At 37.6% G+C, this 12,518-nt stretch carries 12 protein-coding genes; 8 read left to right on the top strand and 4 right to left on the bottom strand.

Annotation, left to right across the window (positions count from 1 at the left end; genetic code table 11):
• Positions 1 to 5: 5 nt before the first annotated feature.
• Positions 6 to 1,301: a murein hydrolase activator EnvC gene (envC, locus tag C9J38_RS12955; protein ID WP_107207463.1), complete on the top strand. Its 1,296-nt coding sequence runs from the start codon at positions 6 to 8 to the stop codon at positions 1,299 to 1,301.
• A gap of 85 nt (positions 1,302 to 1,386) precedes the next feature.
• Here envC and C9J38_RS12950 read toward each other — a convergent pair whose 3' ends face one another.
• Positions 1,387 to 2,031, bottom strand: a complete 645-nt coding sequence (locus tag C9J38_RS12950) for a TetR/AcrR family transcriptional regulator (RefSeq protein ID WP_107207462.1) — start codon at positions 2,029 to 2,031, stop codon at positions 1,387 to 1,389.
• 115 nt (positions 2,032 to 2,146) lie between these two features.
• Between C9J38_RS12950 and rfaD the strand changes: the two genes are divergently transcribed.
• From rfaD to C9J38_RS12935, 3 genes are read left to right on the top strand one after another with little or no spacing between them, the layout of a single operon-like run.
• Positions 2,147 to 3,091 carry an ADP-glyceromanno-heptose 6-epimerase gene (gene rfaD / locus C9J38_RS12945; protein ID WP_107207461.1) on the top strand — a complete coding sequence of 315 codons (945 nt, stop codon included), beginning with the start codon at positions 2,147 to 2,149 and terminating at the stop codon, positions 3,089 to 3,091.
• Positions 3,092 to 3,098: 7 nt separating this feature from the next.
• On the top strand, positions 3,099 to 4,046 hold the full coding sequence (lpxM, locus tag C9J38_RS12940) for a lauroyl-Kdo(2)-lipid IV(A) myristoyltransferase (protein ID WP_107207460.1): 948 nt from the start codon (positions 3,099 to 3,101) through the stop codon (positions 4,044 to 4,046).
• Positions 4,039 to 5,220: an O-antigen ligase gene (locus tag C9J38_RS12935; protein ID WP_158259509.1), complete on the top strand. Its 1,182-nt coding sequence runs from the start codon at positions 4,039 to 4,041 to the stop codon at positions 5,218 to 5,220. Before lpxM ends, C9J38_RS12935 begins: the two co-directional genes overlap by 8 nt.
• A gap of 15 nt (positions 5,221 to 5,235) precedes the next feature.
• Here C9J38_RS12935 and C9J38_RS12930 read toward each other — a convergent pair whose 3' ends face one another.
• The 3 genes from C9J38_RS12930 to C9J38_RS12920 all read right to left on the bottom strand — a co-directional run bounded on the left by C9J38_RS12930 (position 5,236) and on the right by C9J38_RS12920 (position 8,595).
• On the bottom strand, positions 5,236 to 6,330 hold the full coding sequence (locus C9J38_RS12930; RefSeq protein ID WP_107207458.1) for a glycosyltransferase: 1,095 nt from the start codon (positions 6,328 to 6,330) through the stop codon (positions 5,236 to 5,238).
• Positions 6,327 to 7,436 carry a glycosyltransferase family 9 protein gene (locus tag C9J38_RS12925; protein ID WP_158259508.1) on the bottom strand — a complete coding sequence of 370 codons (1,110 nt, stop codon included), beginning with the start codon at positions 7,434 to 7,436 and terminating at the stop codon, positions 6,327 to 6,329. The genes C9J38_RS12930 and C9J38_RS12925 overlap by 4 nt, the downstream gene beginning before the upstream one ends.
• A gap of 115 nt (positions 7,437 to 7,551) precedes the next feature.
• The gene (locus C9J38_RS12920; protein ID WP_233218505.1) at positions 7,552 to 8,595 is read right to left on the bottom strand and encodes a WavE lipopolysaccharide synthesis family protein; all 1,044 of its coding nucleotides are present in this window, start codon (positions 8,593 to 8,595) and stop codon (positions 7,552 to 7,554) included.
• Positions 8,596 to 8,693: 98 nt separating this feature from the next.
• On the opposite strand from C9J38_RS12920, the gene C9J38_RS12915 reads away from it, so the two are divergent.
• The 4 genes from C9J38_RS12915 to C9J38_RS12900 are packed head-to-tail and all read left to right on the top strand — an operon-like array spanning position 8,694 to position 12,503.
• Entirely contained in the window at positions 8,694 to 9,074 is a 381-nt protein-coding gene (locus C9J38_RS12915; RefSeq protein ID WP_107207456.1) for an HAD-IIIC family phosphatase, read from the top strand.
• Complete coding sequence (locus tag C9J38_RS12910; RefSeq protein ID WP_107207455.1) at positions 9,065 to 10,645, top strand: capsular biosynthesis protein; 1,581 nt, start codon at positions 9,065 to 9,067, stop codon at positions 10,643 to 10,645. The genes C9J38_RS12915 and C9J38_RS12910 overlap by 10 nt, the downstream gene beginning before the upstream one ends.
• On the top strand, positions 10,642 to 11,373 hold the full coding sequence (locus C9J38_RS12905) for a glycosyltransferase family 2 protein (RefSeq protein ID WP_107207454.1): 732 nt from the start codon (positions 10,642 to 10,644) through the stop codon (positions 11,371 to 11,373). Before C9J38_RS12910 ends, C9J38_RS12905 begins: the two co-directional genes overlap by 4 nt.
• A 47-nt stretch (positions 11,374 to 11,420) precedes the next feature.
• On the top strand, positions 11,421 to 12,503 hold the full coding sequence (locus C9J38_RS12900; RefSeq protein WP_107207453.1) for a glycosyltransferase family 4 protein: 1,083 nt from the start codon (positions 11,421 to 11,423) through the stop codon (positions 12,501 to 12,503).
• Positions 12,504 to 12,518 lie beyond the last annotated feature (15 nt).

The following is a 12,518-nucleotide window of genomic DNA, read 5'->3' as shown; positions in this document are numbered from 1 at the left end:
TCTCCATGCGAGATATGATTAGAAAACATCTAAACAAAAAAATCCGCGCCAGTGCATTATGCACTGGCGTTCTTTTATGCATGACATTTGCCGTTCCATGTGCAGCGTCCAGTCAAAACCAGCTCGATGGCGTAAAACAGGAAATCTCACGTCAAAAAAATCAACTGGCAAGCAAGCAAAAGAAATACAACAGCTTGCAACAAGATCTAAAACAACACGAACTGAACATTGCCAAAGCTGCGAATGATATTCATGCGACAAACAATCAATTAGCAACCATTAAACGCGCTATTGATAAGTTAAATACGGAACAAACAGCACTAGAACAAAAACAGAAACAACAGAAAGCCGTTGTTGCTTCACTCTTAAATGCCCAATTTCGCCAAGGCCAAGACAGTGATATCGCCAGTTTATTAAGCGGTGAGGATTCAACACGCCTTGATCGAATGACAACCTATGCTGAGTACATCAGTAAAGCCCGTGTTAATGCCATCGATGCCCTTGATGCCACGCAAACTGAAATTCAAATGAAAGTGCACCAGCTCAACGAGCAAAAAACAGAGCAGCAACAAGCACTCAACACTCTTAAACAGCAAAAACAAACACTCGATCAACAGCAGCAATCACGTCAAAAAACGCTATCTAGCATTAAAAGTCAAATCGATAGCAGCAGTGAAGATTTAGCTGAACTACAAGCCAACGAAAGACAAATGCTCGCTGCCATTGCCAAAGCGAAAGCGGAAGCGGAAAGAAGAGCCCGTGAAGAAGCGGCAAGAATTGCCCGTGAAAAAGCGGCTGCTCAAGCACGCATAAAAGCGGCAAAAGAAGCCAAAGCGCGTGCTGCAGCTGAAGCTGAAGCACGTGAGATTGACAGACAATATGCAAACCAACAGGCACGTGTGCCGATGGACGGCCTTGCTCGCCATAAAGGCAAACTATACTGGCCAGTAAAAGGGACTATTTTGCATAATTACGGCTCGCACCAGCAAGGGCAATTACGCTGGAAAGGCATGGTATTTAGCACGCCAATGGGGAGCCAAGTAAAAGCTATTTATTCTGGTCGCATTATTTTTGCAGACTGGCTACGTGGCTATGGTTTGATGATTGGTATTGATCACGGTAAAGGTGACATGAGTTTCTATGGCTATAACCAAACACTACTGAAGAAAGTCGGTGATACGGTCCAAGCAGGAGAGCCAATAGCCTTAGTCGGTGACAGTGGTGGCCAAACCCAACCCGGACTCTACTTTGAGATCCGCCGTAAAGGCCAGCCAATAGATCCTAAACCTTGGCTTGATTAAGCTCAACTCTAATACTAAAAATAAAAAGGTTGGTGATAGTTATTATCCCAACCTTTTTTAATATCGCTTCTTTCGCAACGGATTTTTAACGCTTTGCTTGCTGTTCCTGTTGCTCGTAATACTGTTTCAATGCTTCTACACGTTCGCAGCCTAACGGTGTTGCCAGCGGCCTTACAATATTAAGTATCTGAATAACACCTTTATAGATAACCGTTGGGGTTATTTTAGCACCAGCGACTTGGGTCGTTTGATAGCTAATCCAACTTGATGCTACCATCAACAACGTCTCAGCCAAGGTTTTCAAATCTTCATCATCGATATCAACCAATCCACCTTCTTTTAAGCTTTGCATCAATATCGCGATATTACTGCGAAGTTGCGCCTGTGCTTCGAGATATTTAAGCTGTAATTCAGGATCACGACGTAAAATATCAGGCAAATTTGCGTAGAAAAAACGATAGCGCCACATCAGCAAAAATACGGCATCGAGGTAACTCAACAGACTTTCTGTCGTTTCCGCTTCACTACGCGGTTGAAAGCTCACTTGTAAGTCAGTGGCATATAAATCAAAAATACTGTGGATGATCTGTTCTTTATTTCTAAAATGATAATAAAGATTACCCGGACTGATCGCGAGATCGGCGGCGATATGGTTCGTCGTTACGTTTGGCTCTCCACGCTCATTAAATAACGCTAAAGCAGCATGAATAATTCTGTCTCGGGTTTTCATTTGATTGACTTCCTTCGCCCTTCTTCTACATATAATGTATCATAAGTTAACGTTTTTTTTGCTCTGTAGCGCCATAGCTACAAGTTGTTATTTCATCAATGAAGGATTTTCTCCCATGATAATTGTTACTGGCGGCGCCGGCATGATCGGCAGCAACATCGTAAAAGCCCTTAACGAGCAAGGTTGTAACGATATTTTAGTGGTGGATAACCTCAAAGACGGGACTAAATTTGCCAACCTTGTCGATTTAGACATTGCCGATTACATGGACAAAGAAGACTTCATCACCCAGATTATGGCGGGAGATGAGTTCGGAAATATTGAAGCCATTTTCCATGAAGGTGCTTGCTCAGCAACCACTGAGTGGGACGGTAAATACATGATGCTCAATAACTATGAGTACTCAAAAGAGCTATTACATTACTGTTTAGAGCGCCAAATCCCGTTCCTTTATGCTTCATCTGCAGCAACCTATGGTGGTCGCGATCATGATTTCATCGAAGAAAAGCCATACGAAGGTGCACTGAACGTTTATGGTTATTCGAAACAACAATTTGATAACTATGTTCGCCGTATTTGGCAAGATGCCGAAGCACATGGTGAGAAACTATCGCAAATCACTGGCTTCCGTTATTTCAATGTGTACGGCCCGCGTGAGCAACATAAAGGCAGTATGGCTTCTGTCGCCTTTCACCTAAACACTCAAATTACTGCAGGTGGCAACCCAAAACTGTTTGAAGGCTCTGAAACCTTTAAGCGTGATTTTGTTTATGTTGGCGATGTATGCAAAATGAACCTATGGTTCTTAGCAAATAGTGTATCCGGTATTTTTAACTGTGGTACAGGCAATGCTGAATCTTTCCAAGCAGTAGCTGATGCTGTCGTTAAATATCATGGCAAAGGTGAAGTTGAGTCAGTTCCCTTCCCTGAGCACCTAAAAGGTCGTTACCAAACTTACACCCAAGCAGATCTGACTAAAGTGCGCGCTGCAGGCTATACAGAAACGTTTAAATCTGTTGCAGAAGGCGTTGCAGAATACATGACAATCCTAAACAAATAATAACGATATGATTGATAACCATTACGATAAACAAGCTTATAACCCACAATTTGAATGGTCTTTTCTAGCACCTAAATATTGGGGGACATGGCTTGCCGTTATCCTCGCTTCTCTATTTTGCTTGCTGCCCCATAAAGCACGCCGAGCAATTGCGAGTACCTTTGCTAAACAAGCTATCAAGTTAAATAGCAAATCAAACCGTCGTGCGCGCGTAAACTTACAGATGTGCTTTCCTGACAAAACCGATGCTGAACGTGAAGATATTCTACTGCAAAGTATCACCACCGCAGGTACATTCTTGCTGGGGTTTGCATCGTTAAGTGTACGTAGCAAATTTTGGTTAGAAGATAATACCGTGATCCGCGGGATGGAGAATCTCACCACTCTCACCGATCAGCAGCAAAGCGTGATTTTGTTAGTCCCTCACACTTGGGCGATTGATATTCCTGCGGTACTGCTTGCATCACGCGGTTTACCTGTTTCTGCAATGGCGAAAAAGCAGAAAAACCCAGTCTCAGACTGGTTGATGCATCGTCAACGTGTGCAATACGGCGGCCGTGTTTATGAACGCAGTGGTGGTATTAAACCGTTTATTAAATCGATTCGCGAAGGGTACTTAGGTTACTACTTACCCGATGAAGATCTTGGCCCTGAGCACAGCGTATTTGTCGATTTCTTTGCTACCACCAAAGCAACAATGTCAGGTCTTGGCCGACTGTCTAAATTAAGTCGAGCAAAGATCGTACCGCTTTTTGCGATGTACAACAGTGAATCAGGTAAATATGAATTAGATTTCTACCCTGCTCTGCCTTTCCCTAGTGAAACTGAAGAGCAAGATGCCCGCATGATGAACGAATGTATCGAGCAATACGTGAGTGAGCGTCCAGAACAATACATGTGGATTCTGCGTTTATTAAAGACACGTCCAAATAATGATGAGAATCCGTATGAATAGTAATAAACTCTTTAATAAATTAGCCGACTTTCTAATTTTACTTCCGATTTTTTGGAGCTTTACCGGTTTATTTCATTTATATAATGGCGATAAGATTCTGGTTGTGTTAACGCTTATTTCAGCATTAGTCTCAGTTATTAAGTATAAAAAATCCGCCATTGTTATCAACATAAAAAGTAAATATGTCTGGTTAATGTACAGCCTTTTATTTATATCAATAACCGCAGATATTCTAAATTTATATAACCCAATAAATATAAGAGCTATCGCAATTCTCTGTGTATTTTTATCCTTTTTACCTTGCCAATTAATCACTAGAAAAGTTTTAATATTCTCATGCTGTATTGGTTGTATTAATGCGTTGCTTTTTGTTTATCACTTTACATATATAGATCCAGTAAGTAGACGTTTCTGGCCTATTAATGCAATCCCATTTGCTACTTATATTTGTTTTATCTCGGCTATTACTTTCATATTATTTCTTACTGGTAGTACACTTAAAGAAAAAGTCGTTCTTAGTTTAACTTTAGTAATTTCTATCATGAGTCTAGCTATAACAGAAACTCGTGGAGCTCTTGTTGCATTATTACCAACACTAATAAGCATTTATTTCTATTATTCATATCAACGAAAAACGTTAAAGAAAAGTTTTGTTATTAGCATAATAAGTATCACTCTAATCTTTTCTGCAATCTATCCAATTATTAAAGAGAGAATAATTCAAACCCAACAAGAGATCACACAAATAGACGATGGTAACACTGATACATCTATAGGATTAAGATTAAACTTTTGGAAAGCAGGATTTAACTTAATTGAACAGTCACCGTTTGTTGGTTATGGTCACAATTACTATTCTCAATTAAACCAGTTAGCAAAAGAAAAAGTTATTACTCAGGATGCAGCTAATTATAAACCAATACACTTTCATAACCAGTTTATAGATATTGCTGTAAAATGTGGTCTTTTCGGCTTAGCTTTTTTATTAGTCATATTATTTATTCCTATTTTCTTTGTTAGAAATAAATCTTCATTAAATGCTATTAGTATCTACTCTTTTATATCTATTTTGATATTAGCGGGATTAACTGATGTACCTTTCTTTCATAAACAGGTATTTATAATCTATTTTTTATGCATTGGAATATTTCTTAACAGAGATCATTTTCATTAAAAAAACAGAGGGGCCTTATAGCCCCTCTTTTTTTACTTTATATATAAAATCAATATATTCTTGAGCAATATTTTCAGCAGAAAATTTATCATAGCTCGATAATAGTATTTCATTATCTACATCTATTAATATTTCATCTATTTTTTTAGCAATAACATCTGGTTCGAATGAATCAACCAAATACTTCAATAAATCCCCTGAAAGGATTTCAGAAGGCCCACTTGGACAATTGACACTGATCGCTGGAGTACCACAAATTAATGATTCAACAAGTACGTTACCGAACCCTTCATGACTTGACGTCAATATTAACATTTTAGCTTGGCGCATAATTGAATAAGGGTTTAAACAGAAAGGATAAATAAAGACTTGATCTTCTACTCCTAATATCTTTGCCTTATTTCTTATATCCTGTTCTAAACTGCCTTCACCTATGATGACAAGGTTGATCTTACTTTTCATCTTAACAAGAGTTTCAAGCAATAAATTTAGATTTTTCTGCTTCTCTAATCGCCCAACAAAAACAATAAAATTTTCTGGCAATTCATAAATAGTATTTTGTAAAGATAGTTTTTTTATTTCTTCTAATGAAAATGGATTATAAATCCTAGATATTGACTTATAACTATTTTTTGACTTTTCTATTAAAAACTCTTTTATTCCATCAGATACACAAACAACATGCTTACCTGAAATCTTTTTAGTTATTTTCTTTTTATATTTCCAACGTTCATATATATTTTTATTATTATAAGTATATTCATCTGAGTTATGAACACAATAAATTAGTCGAGGGTCATTAATATAAGAGATAATATCATTTGTCTCACCATGTTCAGAAAAAATAACATCAAAACTTTTTTCTTTTTCTTCTTTTTTTAACCATTGTAAAAATTTTTCAGCTTGAATATTCGCTTTTTTATATTTAACTTTTTCGGTAATGGATAAAACATGATGTTTTATATTTTCTGATACAGCTAAATCTGTTTCAGAAGTCAGAGTAATAAACTCACATTGATGTCCAAGTTTTGTTAATGTTTCTGCTAAACGAACAGTAACAACCTGAACCCCTTCAACCTTCAGATCTCGTAAAAAAAATCCAATTCTCATTGTATTGCCTTCAATGTATTTGCTCTGGCTTCTTCTAGTTGTTCATATCCGAACTCATATACATATACACTATCATTATCGCAAATAGGCTCTCGATTAAAGATGGTCTGAGAATGTCTACCTAATGGTTTCCACTCTTCGTAATTCATTCTATTTTCACGATATATACCAATTACAGGTTTATCTAATGCCGAAGCCATGTGTACTACTGCGGTATCAGGAGTAAATGTAAAATCAGCCTTATCGATAATAGCTAAAGACATTTCAAGGCTCGCTTTATCTGTCGGTAAGAGCAAATTAGACGAAGAAAATTGGCTGTTCAGCTTCGTTAAAAACTTCTCTTCACCTGGCGTTGGTAATAAAACCAACAAGTCTTCAGGATGCTTCTCCAACCAATATTTCATCAAAGATGCTGCTTTTTCAAAGCTAAATCGTCTATATTTTCCTGAACCAAAAAAGTTAATACCAACTATATTTTTATAATCTTTATCTATTATTAATGAGTCGAGAAATTCAAGCTCTTTATTATAGTTTGGTACAGGAGGTTTTTCAGAAGTCAAACAATCTTTATTCGTTAAAACTTTTGTCGCATTAATATATCGTTGATAAAAATGCGTTTGATTACTGTCAATAGAAACATCAATGATATTAAATCTATCCGCACTGAATCCTAAATAATGTTTAGCATTTATGTATTTCGCAATAAATATCTCTTTGTAAGAAAAACCATTTGAAACATCAACAAATACGTCATATTTATTTTTATAAGGCTGTAATGTTTTACGTAAATTATGCTTGCCTAATAAAATATATTCATCGATAAAAGAAACTTTATTTAACCATAACTTAGTTGTTTGACGACATATAACGGTAATTTTTATGTCTGGGCGATGTAAACGCAGGTTATTGATAAGAATGCCTGCCATAATACAATCACCAAGCTTATCATCCCAACGAAATATAACTATATGCTTCACATCTTCTGCGCAAAAAACATCGGAACAGTCCCGATGATCATAAAGCGCACAAGCCGCTTTAAGTTTTATCGCTTTTTGTGTGTTTCGAACGGTGCGCCACTTTGCTTTTAGTCGCTTAATCAAATTCATCTGATAACCTTTACTAAACATTTTTCATAAATACAATGATGATATTCGATATCTTCATTCTATTAATGCGACAATATTATCAACACCAAACACATCAGTTAATTCAACCGAACACTTACTTTAACTTATTATTTTTTAAAAAAAATTTAGTACGCCTACATAAATTAATCTTCGTTTCAAAATACACAGGAAAGACGTATAAACAACGTTCAAAAAATAGACCAAGCTTTTCTTTTAAAGGGTAGTTTACGTCAAATCTAGCATCACAATATTTTTTATAGAGCTCCTGCCACTCTCTATATTGATAATGAGCACACTTCCCTTTCGGCTTAGAAACTCTCACCTTTTCTTTAAATTTCTTACATAGTCCTAAACCAATATCTTCTGCAGAAGCAACAACTAAATTATTCGCCATGCATAACTCTGATTGATAAATGGTATGTTTGTTATTATCTAGCAGTCCATTTAAATGAATAGTTGGATCAAACTGTTTTAAAGCATTAAGAAAAAGTAATTGTGTGCAATCAACAGGGTAGTCTGGATAGCCATCATTTAACATCCCCGGCTTGGTTAAGGTAAATTCAGGAATTAATTCAAACTGCCACAGCGCCAAAACATCTTCGGTTAAACCAAAATAAAAGAAATCACTAACATGAAAAGCGACTCGATGCCCCTTCGCATATTTGCGTGTAAAAATATTTGGCACAACAACCCGCTCTTTTAAAAACTTAAACGCATCGCAACGACTTTTATATTGCTGTTGAATATTTATAAAATCATTCGATTCGAGGTAATTATCACTTCTCAGCTTTACCACATATTTGGTTTGTACTTTCTTTAATCCAGCTAGCGTCGATACTATTTGACGGTTATTGTTATAATACTGTGGAGTTCCATTTTTCTTGTAATATCGAGTATTGGGGCCAGGATCTTCACTTATGACTAATTGATCATAATCTAAGCCCGCTAAATCTTGATCTTTCCATGTCGACAGTATGATATGAGCGCCAGGTAGCATCTGTCGCACTGACCTTAAACAACGCTGGGTTATGCCATCTTCTTGTTGTCTATCCGCAAATGTCTGAACCGGTCCTTGAACAACGACAGTAATTTCTTCAAACGGTATAGAATTGTTATTAATTTTTAAACCCAAGTCCAAAATAGGGATACCTCGTCATCATTTATGACAAAAAAAGACTTCATTATATTAATCAGATAAACTATTGGGCAAACATTCTACATGAAGATTGACCTAAAATGAAAAGACTGGTTGTTGATTTAGATGGCACCTTAACGCAAGCTGATACATCTGATTATAGAAATGTAAAACCTCGACAAGAAATTATCGACAATTTATATACTTACAAAGAAAAAGGCTTTGAAATCGTTATTTTCACTGCCCGCAATATGCGTACGCATAATGGGAATATCGGTAAAATTAATATCCATACTTTACCACTTATCATCGAATGGCTAGATAGATACAATGTTCCTTACGATGAAATAATTGTTGGTAAGCCTTGGTGTGGTCATGACGGCTTTTATATTGATGATCGCGCAATTCGCCCGTCTGAATTTGCAGCCCTCTCTCACGACGAAATCAATGCATTAATTGCAAAGGAGAAAGTATGTTCTTAATCATGTCAGCGGCCTATGTTGATATGGAATTACAATCTGAGTTTGGTGCTCTTCCCCCAAGTTTTCTTCCGCTTGGTAACCGTCGTTTATTTCAACATCAAAACACTGTTATTCCCCAAGGTATAAAGAAATATATTTCACTTCCTGAATCATATTCAATATCTCCAACGGATGCGACTTGGCTAGAAGAAAATAACTTCACGATATTATCAACGCCTGACGGTTTATCGCTCGGTGCATCGCTCGTTGCTGCCATAAGTCTTATCGAAGATAATTTCGACAGTCCTCTACATGTATTATTTGGCGATACGCTAATTACTCAATTACCACTTGGTAATAATCTCGTTGCAATCACAGAGGTAGAAGACGGTTATAATTGGGCCACAATTAACAATGGCCCGAACTCTCCATGGTTATCAGCAAAAAACACCTTTACATCGAGTAATCAAATGGTCTGTGGCTATTTTAAATTTAATCAGCCTCGACAATTAATTCGACTTATCACCCAAAGTCATTGGGACTTTCTTGAGGCTCTCAATCGTTACCACAACCAAATTGGCTTACAAACAATCAGTACTGATCATTGGCTTGATTTCGGACACGTTAATACGTATTACCGCTCAAAAGCAAAGTTCACGACGCAAAGAGCTTTTAACGAATTGCTCATCACTCCAGACTGGATTGAAAAATCAAGCTCAAAAAATATAAAGATTAAAGCCGAAGCAAAGTGGTTTGAACTATTACCTTTCGAGATGCGCCACTTTATCCCTCAGTTTATGGGATCCCAAGAAAGCCAAGGACGCTATAAATATCGTTTAGAATATTTACACCACACGGCATTAAATGAGCTGTATGTTTTTTCTGAATTACCGACAATTGTTTGGAACAACATCTTTAACAGTTGTATTAACTTTATATCTCAGTGCCAAGAATTTCCCGCTCCGCATGACGTCACTTGTTCTTCGCTAGATGATCTCTTTGGCGAGAAAACAGCAAGTAGACTAATTGAGTTCTGTGCCAGCCGACACATATCACTCGAAGATGCTTGGTTGTTTGATGGAGAAGAAATCACATTAAATGATATTCTCAGCACCTCATCACAATGGCTACCAACAGATAAATCGCAACCATCAGTCATGCATGGCGACTTTTGTTTTAGCAATATTTTATATGATTTTAGAACCAATCGAATAAAGACCATCGATCCACGAGGATTGACACCGAATAATGAGCTCACCATTTATGGGGATACTCGTTACGATATTGCAAAGTTAAGCCACTCGGTACTAGGACTCTATGATTGGATCATCGCTGACTACTATCACGTTGATATAACGAATAAAGATATTACTCTGCACATCCCAAGCACTCAGAGACAACAAGATTTACAACAACTATTCATTGAGATTGTAGGAAAGAAATTTAATCTTACCCCTATGAATTTGTATGCGATGCAAATCCAATTATTTTTATCAATGTTGCCGCTACATAGTGATGATCAGCAGCGCCAAGATGCACTTTTTGCTAACGCATTTAGACTTTACCAAATATTGAAAAGGTATGCCCAATGATAATCATTCCGATGGCAGGCTTAAGCTCTCGCTTTTTTAAGGCTGGATACATGCAGCCTAAATACATGCTAGATGCGCATGGTATGTCTCTTTTTGACCATGCTGTAACCAGCTTCAAAGCCTATTTTTCAACAGAGACTTTTTTATTTATTGTGCGTGATGTTTACCAAACACCCATTTTTGTGGAACAACGTGCGAAAGCTCTAGGGATACAATCTTTCTCCATCGTGACTTTGACACAAGAAACCCGAGGGCAAGCGGAGACCGTCTACCTTGGCTTACAACAAATTGAGCAAGATAAAAGCCAGCCAATCACTATATTTAATATCGATACCTTCAGACCTGATTTCATTTACCCCGATTTATCTTTATTAGGTCAAGGCTATCTCGAAGTATTTAAAGGTAGCGGCGATAACTGGTCTTTTGCCAAGCCTCGTTCAACACACTCAACTGAAGTTGTCGAAACAGCAGAGAAACGAGCAATCTCTGATTTATGCTGTACTGGTCTTTATCATTTTGCCCACCAGCAAGATTTTGAAACGGCCTATCAGCACTATCTTGCTTTGCCACAAGAGGAATGGGAAAAGGGAGAGCTTTATATTGCCCCGATGTACAATTTTCTCATCAAGAACAATCAATCAATTCACTACCACCTAATCGATCGCGAAGATGTTATCTTTTGTGGCATTCCTAGTGAGTATGATGACTTTAAAGCTTGTAGAATATAAACCTACTCGTTTATTTTGATAAACATTTAAATCGACTGAGCAAAATAATGAGAATAATGATAATAAGCTCCTATATGGATGCTTGGAACAGCGTTAGACCAGAAGCCGAAATGTGTATCGAGATGGTCAAACAAGGTCACGAAGTCACGATTATCACCCAAGGTGATGCGCCTTATGTCGAGCGTTTTCGTGAAGCTGGAATAACGGTTATCGATTGCTACCCAAGTCGTAAAATTTGCTTCAACACAATAAAAACAATTCGTCATGAACTACGCCAACACCATTATGATGTGGTGTATGCGCTTAACTCTAAAACTATCCCTAACGCTGCGTTTGCTTGTATTGGTTTTCCGGATACAAAACTTATTAGCTACCGTGGCACTGTTGGTGGTATTTACCGTCATGACCCATCATCATATTTAACCCATCTTCATCCTCGCGTGAATGGTATTTCTTGCGTCGCAGAAGCGGTTACAGAGTCTGTACGAAGCGTTGTTAAGCTAGCACCTGAAAAAGTTCAAACCATTTATAAAGGTCATGACTTAGCTTGGTATCAAGCAGATGCTCTGCCACGTGAGCAACTCGGCTTAACCGATAATGATATTATTGTCACCTGTGTCGCCAATGCACGTAAATCCAAAGGCGTGCATGTTCTGCTTGATGCCGCTAAGCAATTAGCCGATATCGACAATCTACATCTGGTACTCGTTGGTCGTGATATGGATACGGAAGAAAATGATCAACTAGCAGCAAGCAGTGGCATGCAGGATCGTATTCACTTTTTAGGTTATCGCTCTGATGTACCTGAAATCATGGCGACATCCGATATCCAAGTGCAGCCATCTATTAGCGGTGAAGGTCTACCCAAAACAATTATCGAAGCGATGGCAATGGCAAAACCTTCCGTTGTCACAACGACTGGCGGCAGTAAAGAGTTAGTAGAAGAAGATAAAACCGGATTTGTGGTTGAAACCAATAATCCTCAAGCATTAGCTGATAAAATTAAACAATTAGCAGAATCTAAAACAGTACGCGTTGAAATGGGACAGAATGCACAACAACGATTAAAAGCCCATTTTTCAATCCAAGAAACAACAAAGCAGCAGCTGAACTTCTTTCAAAGCGTATAAACCAACGGTTGTAAT

The sequence above is a fragment of the Photobacterium sp. GB-210 genome, assembly GCF_003026075.1.
Lineage (GTDB): Bacteria > Pseudomonadota > Gammaproteobacteria > Enterobacterales > Vibrionaceae > Photobacterium.
Note: the sequence above shows the minus strand (reverse complement) of the source record. Positions and strands in the feature narration are given on the sequence as shown.

Bases quoted from the DNA above. Each gene is read 5' to 3' on its own strand.
- C9J38_RS12910 (WP_107207455.1), top strand. From the start codon at position 9,065: ATGTTCTTAATCATGTCAGCGGCCTATGTTGATATGGAATTACAATCT.
- rfaD (WP_107207461.1), top strand. From the start codon at position 2,147: ATGATAATTGTTACTGGCGGCGCCGGCATGATCGGCAGCAACATCGTA.
- lpxM (WP_107207460.1), top strand. From the start codon at position 3,099: ATGATTGATAACCATTACGATAAACAAGCTTATAACCCACAATTTGAA.
- C9J38_RS12905 (WP_107207454.1), top strand. From the start codon at position 10,642: ATGATAATCATTCCGATGGCAGGCTTAAGCTCTCGCTTTTTTAAGGCT.
- C9J38_RS12915 (WP_107207456.1), top strand. From the start codon at position 8,694: ATGAAAAGACTGGTTGTTGATTTAGATGGCACCTTAACGCAAGCTGAT.
- C9J38_RS12950 (WP_107207462.1), bottom strand. From the start codon at position 2,031: ATGAAAACCCGAGACAGAATTATTCATGCTGCTTTAGCGTTATTTAAT.
- C9J38_RS12930 (WP_107207458.1), bottom strand. From the start codon at position 6,330: ATGAGAATTGGATTTTTTTTACGAGATCTGAAGGTTGAAGGGGTTCAG.
- C9J38_RS12925 (WP_158259508.1), bottom strand. From the start codon at position 7,436: ATGAATTTGATTAAGCGACTAAAAGCAAAGTGGCGCACCGTTCGAAAC.
- envC (WP_107207463.1), top strand. From the start codon at position 6: ATGCGAGATATGATTAGAAAACATCTAAACAAAAAAATCCGCGCCAGT.
- C9J38_RS12935 (WP_158259509.1), top strand. From the start codon at position 4,039: ATGAATAGTAATAAACTCTTTAATAAATTAGCCGACTTTCTAATTTTA.
- C9J38_RS12900 (WP_107207453.1), top strand. From the start codon at position 11,421: ATGAGAATAATGATAATAAGCTCCTATATGGATGCTTGGAACAGCGTT.